The organism is Bdellovibrio svalbardensis, assembly GCF_029531655.1.
GTDB lineage: Bacteria > Bdellovibrionota > Bdellovibrionia > Bdellovibrionales > Bdellovibrionaceae > Bdellovibrio > Bdellovibrio svalbardensis.
In genome coordinates this window covers 187,757-207,648 of sequence record NZ_JANRMI010000001.1, presented here as the reverse complement: position 1 = coordinate 207,648, position 19,892 = coordinate 187,757, and the positions used below count along the sequence as shown (strand labels likewise).

Below are 19,892 nucleotides of genomic sequence, written 5' to 3'. Positions count from 1 at the left end.
TTTTTAGTTACTTAGAATTGGTGAAAAGTTTATGGAAAATAATAACGAAAAAGGCGTAACACTCGTCGATATTAGTAAAGAAATGCGTGGCGCATATCTTCAGTACTCAATGTCGGTCATTGTTGGTCGTGCTCTTCCTGACGTTCGTGATGGTTTGAAACCCGTGCACCGTCGTGTTCTTTTCGCGCAAAGCGAGATGAACAATCGTTCGAATCGTCCTTATCTGAAGTCAGCCCGTGTTGTCGGCGACGTAATCGGTAAATACCATCCACATGGTGACTCTGCGGTTTACGAAACCATGGTTCGTATGGCCCAGGACTTCTCTTTGAGATATCCACTCGAAGATGGTCAAGGAAACTTCGGTTCTATCGACGGCGATAGCGCAGCAGCTATGCGTTACACCGAAATCCGTATGACTCATCTTGCAGAAGAATTGCTGGCGGATATCGAGAAGGAAACAATTCCTTTCGGTCCCAACTATGATGACTCTTTAGAAATTCCACTTGTTCTTCCTGCTAAATTCCCGAATTTGCTGGTAAACGGTTCAACTGGTATCGCCGTAGGTATGGCGACCAACATTCCTCCGCACAACTTGGGCGAAGTTATTGATGGTTGTATTCACCTCATCAATAATCCGACGGCGCAACTTGAGGATCTACTTCAGTTTATCAAAGGCCCGGACTTCCCGTCTGCTGGTGTGATCGCTGGCCGTGAAGGTATTCTTCAGGCTTACAAAAAAGGCCGTGGCATCATCTCTTTGAAGGGTGTTGCTGAAGTTGTTAGCGTAAAAGATCGCGAAGAAATCATCATCACAGAAATTCCTTATCAAGTGAATAAAGCGAAGCTTATCGAAAGCATGGCGGACCTTGTTCGTGATAAGCAAATCGAAGGTATTTCTGATATCCGTGATGAATCTTCTCGTGAAGGTATGCGTATCGTTGTTGTTCTAAAGCGCGGCGAAAATGCCAGCGTTATCCTGAACAGACTTTATAAATTCACTCAGCTACAAACCAGCTTTGGTATCATCATGCTTGCTTTGGATGCGAAGAACCAACCGGTTACCTTCGATCTTAAAGGCATGTTGGAAGCATTCATTGATCACCGTCGTGACGTTGTTACAAAACGTTGTATCTTTGAACTTAAGAAAGCTTTGGAACGCGCTCATATCCTTGAGGGTTTGAAAAAAGCACTGGATCACATTGAAGAAGTAATTAAAACGATCCGCGCTTCTAAAGAAGCTAATGCGGCTCGTGAAGCTTTGATGGAGAAATTTGAGTTCAGCGAACGTCAAGCTGTTGCGATCTTGGAAATGCGTCTACAACGTTTGACCGGTTTGGAGCGAGATAAAATCATCGCTGAACTAGCAGAACTTCAAAAACAAATTGATTGGTTGAGATTTGTTCTGGCAGACGTTTCAGAAATTTACAAAATTATCGTTGGCGAACTCGAAGAAATCAAAAAACGCTTCGCAGATCCTCGTCGTACACAAATCACAGGTGATTTGTCAGATATTGAAGACGAAGATTTGATCGCTGATGAAGATATGGTTGTCACTGTGACAAACACAGGACTTATCAAGCGTATGCCGACAGCTGAATACCGCGTACAAAAACGTGGCGGTAAAGGCTTGAAAGGTATGGAGACTAAAGAAGAAGATTACGTAACGGATCTCTTCTCTGCTTCGACTAAAACGATGCTTCTTGTATTCACTGACAAGGGTAAAGTTTACTGGTGTAAAGTTCATAAACTTCCACTAGGCAGCAGAACTTCAAAAGGTAAGTCATTGGCGAACGTGGTTCAACTTGCTAACGGAGAAAGCGTTCGTGCGATTCTTCCGGTTGACGAGTTCAATGATAAACAGTTCGTTGTTATGCTCACTGAAAAAGGTATTATCAAAAAGACTTCTTTGGATTCATTCGCGAATCCAAGAACAGCAGGTATTATCGCCTTGACGACAGATCTTGATGACGGTGTTATCGCTGTTAAGATTTCTGACGGTCAAAGTGATATCTTCATTGCGACTAAGGAAGGTATGTCGATCCGCTTTAACGAAAATGATGTTCGTGAAATGGGTCGTACCGCTCGCGGTGTGAAAGCAATCACTCTTGCTAAAGATGATTCTGTTGTAGCAATGGAAGTTTTGGAGAAAAACACTACTGATACAATCCTGATGGTTACTTCTAAAGGTTACGGAAAACGTTCTGAGACGAGCGAATACCGCATCCAATCAAGAGGTGGCGTCGGTATTATCACTCAGAAAACAACCGATAAAGTTGGTGTTGTAATCGGAACTAAAAAAGTTTCAGAGAAACACGAGCTGATTCTTTCAACTGATAACGGACAAGTTATCCGTATGAAGATGTCTGACATCTCGATTCTTGGACGTAACACTCAGGGTGTGCGCCTGATCAATATCGATGAAAAAGATGAAACTGTAACAGGGGTTGCAGTGGTCGAAGATGATCACTCTGAAGAAGCTGTTGTGGTTCCAGAGGGTGAAAAACACTAAAATGATCAGAACTCTTCTGATTGTTTTAGTGCTGGTACTCTCCGCCTGTTCTTCGCAGGAAGAGGGCGACTTTAAACAAGCACAGAAAAACATTGCACAGGGTCACCATAAGGTGGCCCTGACTTTTTTGGACCGTGTGATTTTGCGAAATTCACCCAGCGAACTCCCATTAGAGGCAGCCCGAGAGGCCGCTAGAATTTCATTCTTTGAACTCAAAGACTATCCAAAGACGATACAATATTATCACTTCATTGTTTTACATGCTCCGAATGAAAAAGAGCGTCTTGAGGCTCAAAAACAAATTGCCTCGATCTATTTCAACAACCTTCAAGACTATCATTTGGCGATTATCGAATACAGCAAGCTACAACAGATGCCACACACGGATCTTGAAGCTGCACAGTACAAAATGAATGTGGCGCGGGCTCACTATTATATGAACAATTTCTTTCAAGCAGAGTCGGAAATCGACAACCTTTTGAGATTAAGGGCCGACGACAACATCAGGTTCAATGCGCTTATGCTTAAAGGAAATATTCTGGTCGGTAAAAAGGAGTACGCTAAAGCCACGGACATCTTTAAAACGCTCATGCAGAACTATCCTCAAAAATCGATACAAGAGAACGTAGGCCTTACGCTCGCCGTCTGTTATGAGGAAAATAACAACTTCAAAGAAGCCATCAAAGTTTTGGAAGAATACCGGGGGAAGTACAACCCTCCTGAATATATTGAACTTCGCATTAAGAGACTGCAAGAACGCCAAAAGAATGCTCCCGGCGCGCGAGGCTTAAGGAAGTAATGAGAAACTATATAATTTTTGCATCTATTGGCTTTGAACTTGTCGGGTTGATCATCGGATGTTTTTACCTAGGTGAATATCTGGATACGAAGTTTCACACAAAGGGCCTTATTTTTGTGGGTCTGAGTTTGGCAAGCTTGATGGGATGGCTTTTTCGAGTCATTTGGCTTTTAAAGCGTATGCAGGACCAAGAAGATAAAAGTTCGAAAAAAGACGAAAAGTAAAAATGAAAAAAGTCCTTATTTCCCACCTGCTTGTCAGTGCCTTGGGAAGCTTCCTGATAGCAATCTTTACCGCGGCGCACCAGGGTTATTCATTCCTGGCCGGCTCTTTAGTTATTTTTCTTAGCTTTCTTATGCTTGGAATTGGCTTCAGCCTTATCTTCGAGAAGAAATTGATTGCCCTAGCCATCTCGATCATTGTATTTAAGTATGCGATTTTAGGGATTATTATCTTCACGATCGTGAAGCTGCCATGGTTCACACCATTGTGGTTTGCGATGGGAGTTGCGAGTTTCGTACTCTCGGCGATTTATTTTGCCATCGACGAGTCCCTTAGATCAGCTTTAAAAGAAGGAAACGACAATGTCATTTAATTGGACACAACTTATTCCTGGCGTAGGCCACCACTACGATCACGTTGCAACTCTTGCAATCACAACAGCTGCAACTGTCGGTATCGGTGTTGCTGCTCGTGCATCTTTGGGTAAAGGCGAAACCGCTGTATTGCCTGCAGATAAATTCTCTCTTCGTGGTGTTATGGAAATGCTGACTGAGACAATGTCAGGCTTAGCTGAAATGGTTATCGGCGAGCACGGTAAACACTATGTTCCGTTCTTCACTTCAGTATTCTTCTTTATCGTATTCAACAACTTGGTTGGTATGATTCCAGGAATGACTCCTGCGACTGAAAACATCAATACGACATTCGGTTTCGGTATCTTGATGTTCTTGTTTTATAACTTCCAGGGTGTGAAAGAAAACGGGATCGTTGCTTACTTGAAGCACTTCATGGGTCCGGTGATTTTCTTGGCTCCATTGATGTTTGTAATCGAAATCGTATCTCACTTGGTAAGACCTTTCTCATTAGGTCTTCGTCTTGCGAACGTTATGATGGGTGACCACACAGTACTTTCTGTGTTCCTTGATCTCGTTCCAATTGGCGTTCCAATTCCATTCTACGTAATGGGATTGTTCGTTTGTTTTGTTCAAGCTTTTGTATTTACTTTGCTTTCAATGGTCTACGTGGCATTCGCGATTGCACACGATCACTAAAAAGCAAAAATAACCACTCAATAAGAGGAGATTCACATGAAAAAAATGATCGTTGCTATGGTTGCTTTGTTGGCTTCTGTATCTGCATTCGCACAAGAAGCTGCTGTTGCTGCTGCTCCAGTTGTTACTGCTGATAAAGGTATGGTTGCTTTGGCTGCTGCTTTGACTATCGCAGTTGCAGTATTCGGTGGCGCCATGGCTCAAGGTAAAACTGCTGCTACAGCACTTGAAGGTATCGCTCGCAATCCAGCGGCTTCTGGTAAACTTTTGATCCCAATGATCTTGGGTCTTGCGTTGATCGAGTCATTGGTTATCTACGCGTTGATCATCGCTTTGAAACTTTCTTAATTAGAAATTCAAAAATGATTTTAAGAAGGCTGGGGAAACCCGGCCTTTTTTATTTTCTACCCTTCCAAAAGTCTTTGACCTTGACCCAAGGGCAACCTCGAGAGTCTTTTTGAGGTTAGGATGAAGAACTGGCTTACCATCGGACAATTCTCTAAAAAAATTGGCGTGTCTGCTAGGGCACTACGCCTCTATGAGAAAATAGGTCTTATCGAATCCCATGCTCGTGGCGAAAACGGTTATCGCTATTATCAAGAGGATCAGCTACATAAAGCTCGTCGTTTGAAGGAATTCAAAGATCTTGGATTTTCTTTGGCCGATATCAAGGGTCTATTAGAATCCGATGGTGATCTTGATTCCGAAAAATTGATAGTTGGAATGAAGTCTCGGTTATCATTCATTGAAGGGCAAGCAGACCTTCTTCGTGAACAAAAAAATCAAATCGAAAATATCCTCTCCTCTTTGCAAAAGAAAACAGAGCCACTAAAGGCTCAACAAAGGAGAGCGATCATGAGTTTTTATGGTAAGGTTTCGATTCTTGTTACGGGCTGTGAGGGTTTAGATAAAACCGCAATTTTTATTCAACAGCACTACCGCAACTCACATCAAGATATCTCGATTCTTCAGTGGTATGAGGGCTTTATATTACCGGACGAAAAACCTTATATTTTAGTTGTTCCAGAGAGATATCTATCTTCGGATGAAGTCTTGGCCATCAATGCCGACGTGATAGTTATTAAAAGTCTAAGTACACACTCGAATGAGGTGGAGCGAAATTATCTTCGCTTATTCGCTGAGGCAGGCCCCCACGTAACTACAGTGATCAATGCGGATGATCGTGCTTCTGTTTCTTTTGCAGGAAACCTGGAGGTTCAAAAAGGGCGAATTTTCTATTTTTCTAAGAATCGGGCTTTGGAGTCACAGATTCAACATATAGGTGGTGTTATCAGTGATGGCGAAGAGTTGGACATGTATGGATTCAACTTGAAACCCAAAGTGCACCTGAAGTTAAATCGCATCATGGCGTACGAAGAAGAGATTGCACTGCTATCTTCTATAGCTGCTGTTTTGACCGCTGGAATCGATCAAGATAATTTAAGAATTTCTTAGTCTAAAATAAAAAAGGACCACTTTTTGGTGGTCCTTCTCTCATACGCAATAAATTGCTGTATGTACTATTCTTAGTGTTGGCACTCAGAGTAGTTGTAACCTTTAGAAACGCACTCAATAACGTCTGCGTTTGATTTCAAGTTACGAACGCAAAGTTCGATAGCTTGGCTGTAGTTCATGCCATTGTGAGTAGCGATGATTTGGCTAAGGTTGCAAACAGCTTGGCTGTGTGAGCAAAGACGAGCAGCAGCGTCACGGTCACCGTGAGTTGTTGTAGCCATCATTTCGCTTACGCAGTTAGCGAATACTGGAGAAGCGAATACCAAAGTCATAGCAGCAAGAAGTGCTTTCATGGAAAATCCTTTCGATTAATAAGTTGTGCCTCTAAATCGTAGAATTACTCATCTGAGTCAAATTATTTACGGAAGCTTGTGAAAAGTGGTTCGAATTATAAAAGTCTTATACGAGGCTCTGTGGGTAGCCACAGATTTCATGGCTCATTTCTTAAAATTAAGAAATGCAGAATAAAAAAAGGACCCTATTTCTAGAGGTCCTTTTTTGAAGAGTAAGAAGTCGATTAAATATTTAGAGATATTTATTTACGACAGCTTCAACACGATCTTGAATGCGTTTCATACCCTCTGCCGTTGTTGCTTCATAACGAACAACCAAAACTGGTTGTGTGTTTGAAGAGCGGCACAAAGCCCAACCGTCTGCAAAACTCAAACGGATACCGTCTGTGAAATCCACTTTATAATCAGCCCCTGCTTTTTCAGGGAAGGCTTCGATCATTTTTTCTACGATCAGAACTTTCTTTTCTTCAGTTGTATCAATGCGAATTTCTGGAGTGTTGAAAGCTGGAGGCAAACCTTCGAGCAATTGTGGAATTGTTTTACCGGTTTTTGCCAAGATTTCTACCAAACGAAGTCCTGCGTAAGGTGCATCGTCGTATCCATAATTACGATCCGCAAAGAAGACGTGACCAGACATCTCGCCGCCGAAGGGAGCTTTTTCTACTTTGATTTTTTCTTTAACCAAAGAGTGACCAGTTTTCCACATGATTGGGTGACCGCCATGTTTAGCAATGTCGTGATACAAACGATCAGAGCATTTTACGTCGCCGATAATTTTCGCACCCTTTTGTGTTTCAAGAATTGCGCGAGAAATGATGACCATCAATTCATCGCCATAAATCATGCGGCCGGTGTGATCAACAACACCAATGCGATCCGCATCTCCGTCGAAACCGATACCGCAAACAGCGCCCTCTTTAAGAACTTGCTTCGCAAGATCCTGCAAATTTTCTTCAACGGTAGGATCCGGATGGTGATTCGGGAATGTGCCATCTGGTTTTTCGAAAAGAATTGTTGGCGTCAATCCGACTGCCTCAAAAAGACCTTTAACAACAGATCCGCCAGCACCGTTTCCGCAATCCAGGACAACTTTAATGCCCTTCATTTGGCCGAATTCTTTTTTATAACGCTCGTAATACATCGGTTTGATATCGAAATGCTCCTCGGAGCCTTTGCCGTCGATGTATTCATTCTTCTCAATAATTTCGCGAAGCTTTTGAATCTCAGCCCCGAAGATCGTGGATTTACCAACAGAGATCTTAAAGCCGTTGAATTCTGGAGGATTGTGCGAGCCTGTGACTTGCACAGCCCCATCCACACCCTTCATTTCAAATGTTGAGAAGTAACATACTGGAGTTGTAACAAGACCCAAGTGAATAACTTTAGCACCAGAATCAGTAAGGCCCTTTGCAAGATTTTTTACGATAGCATCACAGCTTACGCGAGCATCGTGACCGATGGTTACTGTTGGGTTGGAAATGTTCTTATTTTGCTTCATGTACACAACATAAGCGCGACCCAAAAGGTATGCGAAATGATCGTCGAACTGACCGTTATAAACGCCGCGGATATCGTATTCTCTGAAAATTACTGGTACGTACATTGTAACCTCACTTTACCTATCTACACTCTGACTTCGTCCGAGTAAGTAATTGAAACCATTAGAAATAATATTAACTATGAATGCTGTCGAGCTAATTTTATAGCCCAGCGAATGGCATCAAGCATTGAGCTTGGATTAGCCTTATTTTTACCAAAAATATCCTTCGCTGTGCCGTGATCGACACTCGTGCGGACGAAAGGAATGCCTAAAGAGATATGAACTCCACTATCTTGCCCATGAATCATCTTAAACGGAATCAAGCCCTGGTCATGATAAAGAGCCACATAGACGGAGTACTTCTTCCAGTTTTCCGGGAAGAAAGCAGCGTCGGGAACCAAGGGTCCTTCTATCGGAATCTTATGTTCTTTCGCAAAGGATTTTAGATTTGGAAAAATCAAAAGCTCCTCTTGCCCAATCAGACCATTTTCGCCGGCATGAGGATTTAACCCCAAAATACCGATTGGCTTTTTTTGTTGTGCCGGTGGAAGAGATTTGCGCACTTGATTCGCGTGCAGGAGAGCTTCGGCAACAACAGAAAAGCTAAGATGTTTGGTCACCTGGGCAATCGGCAGGTGCCCGGTAGCCAGAACGACGTTGAAGTGATCGCCAATAAAACCCATATGCACGGATTTAACCTTTGAAACGCGCTTCAAAATATCGGTATGTCCAAGATCCTTAAAGCCAGCCTCTTTGATTGAGGTTTTAGATAGAGGGGCCGTTGCCATGGCATCGACCTTCTTTTGAAAGCAGGCTTTAGCGGTCTGTTCGACCCAATGTGCGGGTGTCAGATCTGAGGCTATGTCGACAAGATAAGGGCCTTCAATTTTTAAAGCCTCTTCGAGATCATCGACCGTGATGCGAGTGAATTTTTGGTCGATAAGTTTTAGGTATTTTGATGAGATTCCGTCTTTACGCCACAAAAAGAATTGAACTCCTTTTTGTGGACCCATTTTATGAAGTGCCTTGGCAGTGACTTCCAAGCCAATGCCGTCGTGATCCCCAGTGGTGAGTACGACTTTAAGCACACCCACAGATCTACTCGTTAATTCTTACAAAAGACTCGTCTCGCTTATTCTGAAGCCAGAACTTAAGTTGACGTTTAAAACTGGTTTCCAAAAGTTGAGCTTTAATTCGTTCTTTGGCTTTCTCAAACTTGGGATCTGTTGTGAGTTTTTTACCAGTCAATTTGCCGATGTGGTAACCCAAACGTGATTTTACGATTCCAGTCGTTTCACCTACTTTGAGGTTTGAAATCGCTGCTTCGATCTCCGGAAGGAATTCGCCGGATTTGAATGTTCCCAAGGTTCCACCAGAAGAGAAGTTGGGATCTTCGCTGTATTGTTCCGCTAAAGTTTCAAAACTTTCACCGTTGCGAAGTTTAGCCAGAACTGTTTCGGCTCTTTTATAAGCCGCCTCGGGCCCACCCTTTTTAGGGCTGAAGAAGATATGCGCCACGCTAAATTCGTCGATTGAAGGGCGGCTGTTAGGATTGTTTTTGAGGTATTCATTCAATGCATCGTCATCAGAAATGCGAAGTTTCGAAATGATTTCCTGATCCATGAGTGATTGCTTCTCGATCTTCTCTTTCAAGAAGACTTTATATTCAGCGGACGAGATGCCTTGGCCCTTAAGAATATTTTCCAATTCTGATTCAGGCACATTGTTTCTTTTCGCCATGTCTTTGAATTCGGATTCCACGCGATCATTGGTGATGGTTAAGTTCAAGCGCTTGATCTCTGATTCAATAATCTTTTCGTTAATCAAATAATCGAGCTGAGCTTTGCGATCGCCTTTAAGGCTCTCAACGGATTTATCCATTAAAAGAGCATCATCAACCATGCCTGGCTTCGTCATACGTTTTTGCAAAAGCTTTAAATCCGATTCCATGACGATCTCGGAATTAACCACGGCCAAAGTTTTTTCAACAACTTCGGCTTTTACTGGTGCAGAAAACATCAAAACAATTAATACACTAATCATTCGTCCCTCGAGTGTCGACAGAGATAGAGTTCATCAAATCATAGTCTTTGAGGACTTTACTACTTCTGAGCTGTGCATCAAGCCATGCGACATATTCTGCCTGCTCGCGTTGCGCTTTTAGAGCTCGTATGATCTGAGCTTTAACCTCTTCCAGTGGAGCTGTTGAAGCAGGGGCCTTCTTTTCGACCTTGATAAGATGAACGCCAAAGGGGCTTTTAACCGTTTGGATTCCGGAGCCTGCATTAAAAAGAGGATCAAAGTAGTCTACAGTCCCTTTTTCAATCCAACCGACAAGGCCACCGTTTTTTGCCTCTGGAGTGATGGAAAACTTCCTGGCGATATCGGCAAAGTCCTTGGACTTAAGATCGACCTTGATGGCGTCAGCCTTAGCCTCGTTATCTACAACAACCTGACGAATATAGATGCGTTCTTTGCGTTTATACTGATCCTTGCGGTCTTCGTAATAGCGTTTGATCTCCTCGTCGGAGGGATTCTTCACCTTTTCATTAATTTTTTTAAAGACTTCCCGCTCGATCAGAACATAACGAAGTTCTTCACGCCATTCCGAAAAGGAGAGATTTTCTTGAGCCAAGGATCTTCTGAATGACAGATCATCCGGGTAGTTTGCTCGCAACTTATCCACTTCTTTATCCAGAGCATTTTCCGAAACGACGATGCTTTGTGATCTTGCCCAATCCAGAGTCAGACTCTTCACCAGGAAATCGCGCAAAATTTCTTCTTTAATTCGGTGAATGTTATTCGGGTCTTTGGCGGCCAGCGCGTCGAAATTGCGAAGTTTTCTGGCAAGCTGGTTGGCAAATTCCTTCGTTGTTAAAACGTGATCATTCACTTGTTCAACCGGCTTTTTGGAAAGACGTTGATATTTGGAAGGACATCCTGCCAATGCGAGAGTCATCAAAATAAAAAGCCCCGTTTTTGCGGGGCTCTTAAGAAATTTCATTTAAAGTGTTTCCTTTTTTGCCTAAGCAAAAGGGATTGTTATTCGCCTTAGCGAGACAATCAATTATTTAAGAGCACTTTTATTTTCTTTAATAGAGTAAGTCTTTTTCAACTTCTCAAAGTACTCGTTGAAAAGCATTTTTCTCTTTTCATCGAATACTGCAGCTCTGATTTGGCGCTTATTTGCGTTCTCAAAGCTTCTACGACCTGTCAATTTTACGATATGGAAGCCAAACTGAGTCTCGATGAGGCCCTTGATTTCACCGACTTTCATTGCTTGGATTGCATCGTAATAATTCGGAACAAGCGTTACACGAGATTGCCAGCCGATGTCGCCACCAACTTGTTTTGAAAGAGCATCGTCAGAGTACAATTTAACAAGTTCTTCAAAAGGACGTTTGCTTTTCTTAACTTCTTCGAAGATTTCAGTCGCACGTTTTTGTGCTTCTGCGACTTGGGCTGGCGTCGCGCCTGGCTTGTATTCGATCAAGATATGGCTGGTGCGAAGTTCTGGATTGTTTTTATACCAAGCTTCCATTTCTTTGTCTGAAACTTGGATCTTTTGAACTTTTTGACCTAGCTCTTTCTCAAGAAGAGCTTTGTAAAGAACCTGATTGTATTGGTCTTGAACGATGGGATCCTTCTCGAAGCCACGTTTTCTAGCTTCCTGAACGCCCACTTCGTAACGAATCATATCTTCAAGGAAGAGTTGTTTCGATGGAGGATTGATCGTTTGAGTACGTATTTCATTGTACTTTTTATTGAAGTCCTCAAGTGTGATTGTTTTATTACCCACTTGCGCCACCACTTCCGTGGATTTCTGTGCAAAAGAGGTCGCCGAGATGAGCATCAAGATGCTGATAACAAGTTTCATACTTTAAAAGTCCCTTTAAAAAGTTGAATTCGTACTATGGAAAAAGGCTAGCACTAGGCATCATTATCGGCAATGGAATTAAGAGCTTGGGCCCGTGCGTGGTGCAAAAGCGTCTCTAACTCTAGAGCAAGGTCTGGGTTTCTTGGATCGACCTCTTTTTTGATCTCATCCATGGGGCCAACCCAATAAATGATCACTCGAGCGAAGGGCTTCGGCAGGTAAGTTTTATTCCAAGATTTTGGAAAATAAATAGCGCGATCGCAGTACACACCGACAGCGTAAATTGGGCCATGAATCATGCGCGAAAGTTCAAAGACTCCAGGCTTCACTCTGTGTAACGGACCTTTCGGGCCATCTACTGCAAAGCTGCAATTTCCCCCGTCTTTTAGTAAACGCAACAAGCCCTTAAGGGCCTGAACTCCACCGCGAGATGAAGAGCCACGACTGGTTCTTGCGCCCAGCCATCCAAGTACTTTGGACATCAATTCGCCATCTTTGGATTGGGAGGCAATGGTGGCGATGTTGTAGCGTTTAACAATGGAAATCAACGCAAGCTCATCGCCATGCCAGTGAGAAAGAACAACAGGTTTTCTATCTTCAAGGGATTTTTGAAGAGATTCAGGCTCGATGATTCGAACCCTCCACGTCCACGAGAGGGTTCGATAAAAAATGAAAACAATTATCGGAAGGATATATTTTCTAAACACCAAGCCCAAATTTCTTTAGTGGTGAAGAGCTTTTTTGAACTCTTCAGTCAATTTAGGAACAATGTCAAAAGCGTCACCAACGATACCATAAGTGGCTTTTTGGAAGATCGGCGCATTTGCATCGTTGTTGATAGCAACGATAACTTTAGAACCGCTCATGCCAGCCAAATGTTGAATCGCGCCAGAGATACCAACAGCGATATACAAAGTAGGAGCAACTGTTTTTCCAGTTTGTCCAACTTGCATGCCGTGTCCTACCCAACCAGCGTCAACAACGGCACGGGAAGCACCAACAGTGGCACCCAATACGTCAGCAAGATCATTCAACATTTTAAAGTTGCCGGCCTCTTTCAAGCCGCGACCACCAGAAACGATGATGTTTGCTTCAGTCAAATCAAGCTTTTCGCTAGCGCCCTTAACGATCTCTTTGATCAAAGTTTTAAGGTCGGTTGCGGCAGCGGCATGTTCAACAACGTTTGCAGTTTTTGCTGTATCAGCAGCTTCAACTGGAAGTTGATTTGCGCGCATCAAAACGATTTTGATAGGGCTGTTTTCAAAGTTTACAGTCGCAAATGCTTTGCCAGAATACATAGGCTTAACAGCAGTAACATTGTCGCCAGAGATCTTTAGCTCTGTGCAGTCACTTGCAACGCCTGTGTTCAAACGAGCTGCAACTCTTGGGAACAAGTCCTTACCAGTAGAAGAAGCAGACGCAAGCACGATGGAAGGTTGAACTTTGTTGATGATTGCAACGATGTTTGCAGTAAAAGATTCTGGATTGTAAGCGTCCAAAGCTGCATCTTTTACGATGTGAGCTTCGTTGGCGCCATTGTGACCCATTGCTGCTGTTACATCCGCAGCGTGAGCTCCGAATGCTACTGCAACCACAGTGTTTCCAGATTTTGCAGCCGCTTGAATAAGTTCGATAGAGCTGCGTTTGAGTTTTCCGTTCGTGTGTTCAGCAAAAACTAATACTTTACCCATATTCATTGCTCCTTACAGAACTTTCGCTTCATCGCGAAGAAGTTTAACCAACTCAGAAGCTTGTGCAGCCGCATCGCCAGAGATCATTTTCACAGCTGGTTTTTCAGCAGGAAGAGTCATACCAGAGTACTTAACTTTGATGTCTGTCGCTGGAATGTTTAAAGAAGCAAATTCGATCTCTTTGATCGTTTTCTTTTTTGCTTTCATGATTCCCGGAAGACTTGCGTAACGAGGCATATTCAAGCCTTTGTTTGCCGCAACTACTGCTGGAGTCATCATCTGTACAACTTCTTTTGCTCCGCCCTCGATATCACGTTCTACAGTGACGCTTTCAGGGGTGAATGCAAACTTAGAAACCACAGTTGTATGCGGAACACCCAGGAATTCAGCCATCATTTGGCTGACGGATGAAGCATTGTCATCAATCGCAAGCTTGCCAGAGAAGATTACTTTTGCGCCACCTTCAGCTTTGATCACTTCAGCAAGTGCTTTTGCAGTTGCAAAACTGTCCAAACCTTCAGCGTTCACCACAATGGCTTCATCAGAGCCCATTGCTAAAGCGGTGCGAAGAGATTCCACAACACGAGCCTTTGGTCCAACACTCAAAACCCAAACTTGGGATCCTGGGTTGGCGTCGCGAAGCTTGTTAGCTTCCTCAACTGCATACTCGTCATATGGGTTCATAACCCACTTAATGCCCGCCGCTTCGATTCCGGTTTGGTCGGGAGAGATTTTAATCTTTGTTTCGGTGTCAGGCACCTGCTTGATGCACACAAAAATCTTCATAGTTTTACCCCGTTTTTTAGAGGTTTTGTTCTATCGCAAGTCTAGGAAACGCAAAACTAAAATCCAAATTTAACGTATTGCGAAACATGACCTGTGTCATGGACAGTTCTAGGCCGGAGGAGTAGTTTATTAAAAACTTATTGAGAATACAAAACTAACAAATAAGGGGTTCAACACCATGTCTGGATTTCTCGGTTCTACCGTCGGGAAAAAGTACTTAATGGGGATCACTGGTTTGATTTGGGCGGGCTTTGTGCTGGCTCATATGGCCGGAAATTTACTCATCTTCGTAAGTCACGATGCTTACAATTCATATGGCCACGCACTTACTAGCGGCAACATCATTTACGTTGCTGAAACAGTGCTAGTTTTGGCATTGATTGTTCACGTCTACACTGCGATCTCACTGACGATCAGCAATCGTACGGCTAAAGATCAGCGATATGCTGTGTCTGCGGGCGGAAAGAAAAAAGTTTCTTTGGCTTCACGTACAATGGCGATCCAAGGTTCTTTGATTCTAGTATTTATCATTCTTCACATCATCACATTCAAGTATGGCACTTACTACTCTACGACTGTTAAAGGCGTTGAGATGCGTGACCTTGCGAAGTTGATGGCCGAAGTCTTTCAAAGCCCGGGCTATGTAGCCTGGTATGTTGTCTGCTTGATCCTTCTTGGTTTCCATTTAAGTCACGGTGTGGGATCCACATTCCAATCTTTGGGTTTGATGGAAGGCACTTATCGCAATACTTGGAAAAAACTAAGCTACGCTTATGCAGTTATCGTTGCTTTGGGTTTTATCGCTCAACCTACTTACCTCTTTTTGATTGCTCAATAAGGAGAATTTGAACATGGCTAACAAACTAGATAGCAAAATTCCTAGTGGCCCTATTGAGTCGAAATGGTCAGACACTAAGTTTGACTACAAACTGGTAAACCCAGCGAACAAGAGAAAACACTCTGTCATCGTTGTTGGTACCGGCCTTGCGGGTGCTTCGGCAGCTGCTTCACTTGGTGAGCTTGGTTATAAAGTTAAAGCATTTTGCGTGCATGAGTCTCCTCGCCGCGCCCATTCTGTGGCGGCTCAGGGTGGTATTAATGCCGCAAAAAATTATCAAAACGACGGCGACTCTACTTACCGATTGTTTTATGACACAGTAAAAGGCGGAGACTTCCGTGCTCGTGAAGCGAACGTTTACCGTTTGGCTGAAGTGTCAGCGAACATCATCGACCAAATGGTTGCTCAAGGTGTTCCTTTCGCTCGTGAATACGGCGGAACTTTGGCAAATCGTTCTTTCGGTGGAGCGCAGGTTTCCCGTACGTTCTACGCCCGCGGACAAACCGGCCAGCAATTGTTGTTGGGTGCTTACTCTGAAATGATGAGACAAGTTGATGCTGGAACGGTGGAGCTTCGCTATCGCCGCGAGATGCTCGATGTTGTCGTCATCGACGGAAAAGCTCGTGGTATCATCGTGCGCAATCTTTTGACTGGTGAAATTGAATCCCACGAAGCTGATGCAGTTGTAATCGCAAGTGGTGGTTACTCTAACGTGTTCTTCCTTTCTACGAATGCGATGAACTGTGCGGTGACAGCGGCTTGGAAAGCTCACAAACGTGGCGCTTACTTCGCAAATCCTTGTTACACGCAAATCCATCCAACATGCATTCCTGTTCACGGTGAAAACCAATCAAAACTAACTTTGATGTCTGAGTCTCTTCGTAATGACGGACGTGTTTGGGTTCCAAAAGCGGTTGGCGATAAACGTCATCCAAATGACATCCCAGAAAACGAACGCGATTATTATCTAGAGCGCGTTTACCCTTCTTTCGGTAACTTGGCTCCACGTGATGTTGCTTCTCGTCAAGCGAAGTACCGTTGTGATGAAGGCCGTGGCGTGAATGAAACCGGTAAAGCAGTTTACCTTGATTTCGCAGATGCGATTAAACGTTTGGGACAAGATAAGATTTCTGAAAGATACGGAAACTTGTTCGAAATGTACGACAAAATCACAGGTCAAAACCCTTACAAACAACCGATGATGATTTATCCTGCGCCTCACTATACAATGGGTGGCTTGTGGGTAGACTACAATTTGGAAACAACGATTCCAGGATTGTTCTGTGCTGGCGAAGCAAACTTCTCAGATCATGGTGCAAATCGTTTGGGTGCTTCGGCGCTTATGCAAGGTTTGGCAGACGGATATTTTGTCCTTCCATACACATTGGGTAACTACCTTGGTGGAACGAAGCTTGATAAAGTTACGACGACTCACGATGCGTTTAAAGCTGCTGCAGACGGCGTGAAAACTGAGATCACTAAAATGATGAATATCAAAGGTAACCGCACGGTTGACAGCTTCCATAAAGAGCTTGGCAATATCATGTGGGAAAACTGCGGTATGGGTCGTAATGAAGCAGGTCTTAAGAAAGCGTTGCAAGAAATTCCAAAGCTTAAAGAAGAGTTCTGGAATAACGTGCGCATTCCTGGTGATGCTAACTACCTAAACGTTGAGCTTGAAAAAGCCGGCCGCGTGGCTGATTTCATCGAACTTGGTGAGTTGATGTGTCGCGATGCTCTTGAACGTAAAGAGTCTTGTGGTGGTCACTACCGTGAAGAATATCAAGTTGATGGTGAAGCAAAACGTGATGACGAAAACTTCTGTCATGTAGCTGCGTGGGAATACACTGGCGATAACAAACCAGAAGTTCGTCACAAAGAAGAGCTAACTTTCGAAAACGTTCACTTGGCAACTCGTAGCTATAAATAAGAGGCGAAAAATGGCTGGAAAACATATCAATTTGACTTTGAAAGTTTGGAGACAAAAAGGTCCTCAAGATAAAGGCGGTTTCGCTGAATATAAAGCGAACAACGTTTCTGAAGATGCTTCATTCTTGGAGATGATCGATGCTGTGAACGAAGAGCTTATTTCAAAAGGTGATGACCCTATCGCCTTTGACCACGATTGCCGCGAAGGTATTTGTGGCGCTTGTGGTTTCGTTATCGATGGTGAAGCTCATGGTCCGATGAAATCGACAACAGTGTGCCAATTGCACATGAGAAACTTTGTTGACGGTGCCGTTCTTACAATCGAACCGTTCCGCGCAAAAGCCTTCCCTGTGATTAAAGATTTGATGGTTGAAAGATCTGCTTTTGACCGCGTGATCTCAGCAGGTGGCTATATCTCTCAAAATGCCGGCAATCCTGTTGACGCTAACGCGATTTTGGTTCCGAAGGCGGATGCTGACGAAGCAATGTCTTCTGCAACTTGCATCGGTTGTGGCGCGTGCGTAGCGGCTTGTAAAAATGCCTCTGCAGCGCTCTTCACTTCTGCAAAAATCTCTCATATGGCTTTGCTTCCACAAGGTCAGGTTGAAAGAAAAGAACGTGCTCTTCGCATGGTTGCACAGATGGATGCTGAAGGCTTTGGATCTTGCACAACAACAGGTGCTTGTGAGGCCGCTTGTCCTAAAGACATTCAACTTACGAATATCTCACGCATGAATCGCGAATTCTTCGTCGCTTCGACAACAAAACGTCCGAAGCATTCTGACGGCGGCGCTGGATAGTCTGATTTGGCAAATTAAGAAATTAAAAAGGGAGTCTTAGGACTCCCTTTTTTTATTTTGGATCGAAGAAAGAATAGTTAATTTTCTTTTTCTTTAAAACATATCTAACGAAATTGATGGCTTCGCCGTAAGTTTCGTCCATCATCGCATAGCCCTTTTCTTTCGTCATAAACCACTGCTTCTGTAGTTGATTTCCTCTGAGGCCTTTGCAAAGCAGCGCGCTCGACTCAATCACATCTTTTGCGCTAGCTCTAAAATACATCAAATTATCCGCAGTGATGTCTTTGAATTCGGCGGTGTAATAAGATGCGGTCATGTCGATTGATTTCTGAAGATGGTTAACACAACCATCAGGAATAATATCCATGCGTGGTTCATGAATTGGCGTATTGTCGATATTATAGTATTTGCACAAATCAGCTTGTGACTTCGCCACGATACTTTTGTCTTCACCCAGTAGAGCCGCCATTGAAACTTCTTTCATTGATTGAAGGTTGCCAGGCACAATGCGGGCTTCAGATGTCAGGAAATCATCATTCCACACATCTTGAAATGCAGAATTGATATCAGTTGTGGGATTATTACAGAAAGCCACTGTTGCTGCTTTGACTCTAGCTGGAAGACCGGCAGCTATTTTGAATCTTTTGGCGCTAAACGCCCGAACAGAAAAAATACGCGATACCGCATCTGGCATTTGATCGCCACTGGAGTGCGCGACAAAGCACTCGCGATTGAGCTCACGAACTTTTTGCTCGAGAACGTCTTTGGCATCTGAAGCACTTTTCTTTCTGGCCCAAGCCAGAATCAATTCATGATTGATAAGCCCAGCGCGATTATTTGCAGAGGCGCTTTGCAACCAGTTTACATCAAGACGCAGTTCTTTGTCTGACTGGCAGGCGGCTACGATTTGTTGATCAGTAGAAACAAGACTTTGATTTTTACAGGCCTCTGATGAGATAGGCTTTGATTCAAGATAGATCTTTTTTCCGTTTAATGAGTTTTTCAAAATCTCACCCAAGCCACCCGATTCAACATGGTCGACCGCTGGCACTTGCTGATTCAGTAACTCAACCATTTGTTTTGCTTTTGGCTCCAGATTTAAAAGCTGTTCAAGAGTAATTTCCAACGAGCCCGCGTTTTCATAAAAATCAAAAAGAGTACTGCCAACAGCATTGCCGCCACCGTCGCTGACCCCACCCATTTTGACTGCCGCATTGGACACAGGAAACTTTATTTTCTTATTTGTTTTGATCGAAAGCTCAGCTGTCGAATCCTTAGGAACGGGACGATTTTTGTCCTCGTAAATTTGCTTTAGGCGGGCTTTAAATGCCAAAACCTCTTGGCTCGGATTGAGACTCTCACCCGCCACTGCGAAGCTATTTGCAGCTAGCAATGTGAATGTCGCTAAAGCAAAAATTTTTGTTCCAAATTGAGACAGCTTCATAAAGCCTCCTGTAATAGTAAAAGCAAAGACAGGGCCAAGGTTCACTTATTGAGGAAGCTCGTTCTGAATCTTTTCAAGATAAGCATTTACCTCTGTGATCAGCAGACGTGCTTTCTTAACATGGACAAGACTTGCAGAGGGGATAGAGCAATTGTCTTGCGCCGCTTTCGCTTCATGAAGGTATTCGGTGATTTTAGAAAGCTTTGCTAAAGTGACGTCGTTATTTATTTCAGGAATCTGCTTTAATGCTTCACGATTTGCTTCAATCACAGTTGAAAGCATGATTGCGCTAGTCATAAATGTTGATTGAATATTTGCGCAATTCGTTCTGCCCGCTCTGCTTTTTTCACTCAGTTGAAAGAATCGTAAGCTTTGGTAGTACTCGCTGTTTTCCTGTACGCTTTCTTCAAGTCTTCCAGTGCTTTCAGCGCTTGAAGAAACCATTGTTTTAAGTGTGAAAAGAGCAGCAAAGCGTGAAACTCCAGGGCTTACTTCTTGCGAGGCAAATGCCGAATTTCCAGCAAGCATTGTCATTCCAAGAGTAAAAAGAGTCGCCAACGAAACCATTTGTTTTTTGATGTTTGATGTTTTCATAAA

At 43.4% G+C, this 19,892-nt stretch carries 21 protein-coding genes; 10 read left to right on the top strand and 11 right to left on the bottom strand.

Translation table 11 applies throughout. The features are described 5' to 3' along the window. The first annotated feature begins 31 nt into the window (after nucleotides 1-31). The 7 genes from gyrA (at nucleotide 32) to NWE73_RS01005 (ending at nucleotide 6,037) form a co-directional block, all read left to right on the top strand. Nucleotides 32-2,509, top strand: a complete 2,478-nt coding sequence (gyrA, locus tag NWE73_RS01035) for a DNA gyrase subunit A (RefSeq protein ID WP_277576408.1) — start codon at nucleotides 32-34, stop codon at nucleotides 2,507-2,509. Nucleotide 2,510: 1 nt separating this feature from the next. After that, nucleotides 2,511-3,308 carry a tetratricopeptide repeat protein gene (locus NWE73_RS01030; protein WP_277576407.1) on the top strand — a complete coding sequence of 266 codons (798 nt, stop codon included), beginning with the start codon at nucleotides 2,511-2,513 and terminating at the stop codon, nucleotides 3,306-3,308. Further along, nucleotides 3,308-3,532, top strand: a complete 225-nt coding sequence (locus NWE73_RS01025) for an AtpZ/AtpI family protein (RefSeq protein ID WP_277576406.1) — start codon at nucleotides 3,308-3,310, stop codon at nucleotides 3,530-3,532. Before NWE73_RS01030 ends, NWE73_RS01025 begins: the two co-directional genes overlap by 1 nt. A gap of 2 nt (nucleotides 3,533-3,534) precedes the next feature. Then, the gene (locus NWE73_RS01020) at nucleotides 3,535-3,903 is read left to right on the top strand and encodes a hypothetical protein (RefSeq protein ID WP_277576405.1); all 369 of its coding nucleotides are present in this window, start codon (nucleotides 3,535-3,537) and stop codon (nucleotides 3,901-3,903) included. Then, a complete protein-coding gene (atpB, locus tag NWE73_RS01015) occupies nucleotides 3,893-4,582 on the top strand; it encodes a F0F1 ATP synthase subunit A (RefSeq protein WP_277576404.1) in 690 nt (229 codons plus the stop codon). The genes NWE73_RS01020 and atpB overlap by 11 nt, the downstream gene beginning before the upstream one ends. A 36-nt stretch (nucleotides 4,583-4,618) precedes the next feature. Next, nucleotides 4,619-4,930, top strand: a complete 312-nt coding sequence (locus NWE73_RS01010; protein ID WP_277576403.1) for an ATP synthase F0 subunit C — start codon at nucleotides 4,619-4,621, stop codon at nucleotides 4,928-4,930. Between the two features lie 120 nt (nucleotides 4,931-5,050). Continuing rightward, nucleotides 5,051-6,037, top strand: coding sequence for a MerR family transcriptional regulator (locus tag NWE73_RS01005; RefSeq protein ID WP_277576402.1), 987 nt, complete (start codon nucleotides 5,051-5,053; stop codon nucleotides 6,035-6,037). Between the two features lie 71 nt (nucleotides 6,038-6,108). Here the strand turns inward: NWE73_RS01005 and NWE73_RS01000 are convergent, their stop codons facing one another. The 9 genes from NWE73_RS01000 to NWE73_RS00960 form a co-directional block, all read right to left on the bottom strand. After that, entirely contained in the window at nucleotides 6,109-6,390 is a 282-nt protein-coding gene (locus NWE73_RS01000; RefSeq protein ID WP_277576401.1) for a hypothetical protein, read from the bottom strand. A 232-nt stretch (nucleotides 6,391-6,622) separates the two neighbouring features. Next, nucleotides 6,623-7,993 (bottom strand): phosphomannomutase/phosphoglucomutase, encoded by a 1,371-nt coding sequence (locus tag NWE73_RS00995; RefSeq protein WP_277576400.1) that lies wholly within the window; start codon nucleotides 7,991-7,993, stop codon nucleotides 6,623-6,625. Nucleotides 7,994-8,067: 74 nt separating this feature from the next. After that, nucleotides 8,068-9,018, bottom strand: coding sequence for a 4-hydroxythreonine-4-phosphate dehydrogenase PdxA (locus NWE73_RS00990; protein WP_277576399.1), 951 nt, complete (start codon nucleotides 9,016-9,018; stop codon nucleotides 8,068-8,070). 10 nt (nucleotides 9,019-9,028) lie between these two features. Further along, complete coding sequence (locus tag NWE73_RS00985) at nucleotides 9,029-9,973, bottom strand: peptidylprolyl isomerase (RefSeq protein ID WP_277576398.1); 945 nt, start codon at nucleotides 9,971-9,973, stop codon at nucleotides 9,029-9,031. After that, complete coding sequence (locus tag NWE73_RS00980) at nucleotides 9,966-10,934, bottom strand: peptidylprolyl isomerase (protein WP_277576397.1); 969 nt, start codon at nucleotides 10,932-10,934, stop codon at nucleotides 9,966-9,968. The genes NWE73_RS00985 and NWE73_RS00980 overlap by 8 nt, the downstream gene beginning before the upstream one ends. Before the next feature lie 63 nt (nucleotides 10,935-10,997). Beyond that, nucleotides 10,998-11,807 carry a peptidylprolyl isomerase gene (locus NWE73_RS00975; RefSeq protein WP_277576396.1) on the bottom strand — a complete coding sequence of 270 codons (810 nt, stop codon included), beginning with the start codon at nucleotides 11,805-11,807 and terminating at the stop codon, nucleotides 10,998-11,000. A 53-nt stretch (nucleotides 11,808-11,860) separates the two neighbouring features. Next, nucleotides 11,861-12,514: a lysophospholipid acyltransferase family protein gene (locus NWE73_RS00970; RefSeq protein ID WP_277576395.1), complete on the bottom strand. Its 654-nt coding sequence runs from the start codon at nucleotides 12,512-12,514 to the stop codon at nucleotides 11,861-11,863. 15 nt (nucleotides 12,515-12,529) lie between these two features. Continuing rightward, the gene (locus NWE73_RS00965; RefSeq protein WP_277576394.1) at nucleotides 12,530-13,498 is read right to left on the bottom strand and encodes an electron transfer flavoprotein subunit alpha/FixB family protein; all 969 of its coding nucleotides are present in this window, start codon (nucleotides 13,496-13,498) and stop codon (nucleotides 12,530-12,532) included. Between the two features lie 12 nt (nucleotides 13,499-13,510). After that, the gene (locus NWE73_RS00960; RefSeq protein WP_277576393.1) at nucleotides 13,511-14,284 is read right to left on the bottom strand and encodes an electron transfer flavoprotein subunit beta/FixA family protein; all 774 of its coding nucleotides are present in this window, start codon (nucleotides 14,282-14,284) and stop codon (nucleotides 13,511-13,513) included. Between the two features lie 178 nt (nucleotides 14,285-14,462). Between NWE73_RS00960 and NWE73_RS00955 the strand changes: the two genes are divergently transcribed. Genes NWE73_RS00955 through NWE73_RS00945 form a run of 3 tightly spaced genes read left to right on the top strand, consistent with a single transcriptional unit; the run spans nucleotide 14,463 to nucleotide 17,851 of the window. Continuing rightward, nucleotides 14,463-15,122, top strand: coding sequence for a succinate dehydrogenase cytochrome b subunit (locus NWE73_RS00955; RefSeq protein ID WP_277576392.1), 660 nt, complete (start codon nucleotides 14,463-14,465; stop codon nucleotides 15,120-15,122). Nucleotides 15,123-15,135: 13 nt separating this feature from the next. Further along, nucleotides 15,136-17,052: a fumarate reductase/succinate dehydrogenase flavoprotein subunit gene (locus NWE73_RS00950; protein WP_277576391.1), complete on the top strand. Its 1,917-nt coding sequence runs from the start codon at nucleotides 15,136-15,138 to the stop codon at nucleotides 17,050-17,052. 10 nt (nucleotides 17,053-17,062) lie between these two features. Next, nucleotides 17,063-17,851 carry a succinate dehydrogenase/fumarate reductase iron-sulfur subunit gene (locus NWE73_RS00945; RefSeq protein WP_277576390.1) on the top strand — a complete coding sequence of 263 codons (789 nt, stop codon included), beginning with the start codon at nucleotides 17,063-17,065 and terminating at the stop codon, nucleotides 17,849-17,851. 52 nt (nucleotides 17,852-17,903) lie between these two features. Here the strand turns inward: NWE73_RS00945 and NWE73_RS00940 are convergent, their stop codons facing one another. Both NWE73_RS00940 and NWE73_RS00935 read right to left on the bottom strand, forming a co-directional pair. Further along, the gene (locus NWE73_RS00940) at nucleotides 17,904-19,295 is read right to left on the bottom strand and encodes a hypothetical protein (RefSeq protein ID WP_277576389.1); all 1,392 of its coding nucleotides are present in this window, start codon (nucleotides 19,293-19,295) and stop codon (nucleotides 17,904-17,906) included. A gap of 45 nt (nucleotides 19,296-19,340) precedes the next feature. Next, nucleotides 19,341-19,889: a hypothetical protein gene (locus NWE73_RS00935; RefSeq protein WP_277576388.1), complete on the bottom strand. Its 549-nt coding sequence runs from the start codon at nucleotides 19,887-19,889 to the stop codon at nucleotides 19,341-19,343. Nucleotides 19,890-19,892 lie beyond the last annotated feature (3 nt).

Coding starts and splice junctions, on each gene's coding strand:
- NWE73_RS00960 (WP_277576393.1), bottom strand. CDS start 14,284: ATGAAGATTTTTGTGTGCATCAAGCAGGTGCCTGACACCGAAACAAAG.
- atpB (WP_277576404.1), top strand. CDS start 3,893: ATGTCATTTAATTGGACACAACTTATTCCTGGCGTAGGCCACCACTAC.
- NWE73_RS00940 (WP_277576389.1), bottom strand. CDS start 19,295: ATGAAGCTGTCTCAATTTGGAACAAAAATTTTTGCTTTAGCGACATTC.
- NWE73_RS00985 (WP_277576398.1), bottom strand. CDS start 9,973: ATGATTAGTGTATTAATTGTTTTGATGTTTTCTGCACCAGTAAAAGCC.
- NWE73_RS01025 (WP_277576406.1), top strand. CDS start 3,308: ATGAGAAACTATATAATTTTTGCATCTATTGGCTTTGAACTTGTCGGG.
- NWE73_RS00945 (WP_277576390.1), top strand. CDS start 17,063: ATGGCTGGAAAACATATCAATTTGACTTTGAAAGTTTGGAGACAAAAA.
- NWE73_RS01020 (WP_277576405.1), top strand. CDS start 3,535: ATGAAAAAAGTCCTTATTTCCCACCTGCTTGTCAGTGCCTTGGGAAGC.
- NWE73_RS01000 (WP_277576401.1), bottom strand. CDS start 6,390: ATGAAAGCACTTCTTGCTGCTATGACTTTGGTATTCGCTTCTCCAGTA.
- NWE73_RS00975 (WP_277576396.1), bottom strand. CDS start 11,807: ATGAAACTTGTTATCAGCATCTTGATGCTCATCTCGGCGACCTCTTTT.
- NWE73_RS01010 (WP_277576403.1), top strand. CDS start 4,619: ATGAAAAAAATGATCGTTGCTATGGTTGCTTTGTTGGCTTCTGTATCT.
- NWE73_RS00995 (WP_277576400.1), bottom strand. CDS start 7,993: ATGTACGTACCAGTAATTTTCAGAGAATACGATATCCGCGGCGTTTAT.
- NWE73_RS00955 (WP_277576392.1), top strand. CDS start 14,463: ATGTCTGGATTTCTCGGTTCTACCGTCGGGAAAAAGTACTTAATGGGG.
- NWE73_RS01005 (WP_277576402.1), top strand. CDS start 5,051: ATGAAGAACTGGCTTACCATCGGACAATTCTCTAAAAAAATTGGCGTG.
- NWE73_RS01030 (WP_277576407.1), top strand. CDS start 2,511: ATGATCAGAACTCTTCTGATTGTTTTAGTGCTGGTACTCTCCGCCTGT.
- NWE73_RS00980 (WP_277576397.1), bottom strand. CDS start 10,934: ATGAAATTTCTTAAGAGCCCCGCAAAAACGGGGCTTTTTATTTTGATG.
- NWE73_RS00950 (WP_277576391.1), top strand. CDS start 15,136: ATGGCTAACAAACTAGATAGCAAAATTCCTAGTGGCCCTATTGAGTCG.
- gyrA (WP_277576408.1), top strand. CDS start 32: ATGGAAAATAATAACGAAAAAGGCGTAACACTCGTCGATATTAGTAAA.
- NWE73_RS00935 (WP_277576388.1), bottom strand. CDS start 19,889: ATGAAAACATCAAACATCAAAAAACAAATGGTTTCGTTGGCGACTCTT.
- NWE73_RS00965 (WP_277576394.1), bottom strand. CDS start 13,498: ATGGGTAAAGTATTAGTTTTTGCTGAACACACGAACGGAAAACTCAAA.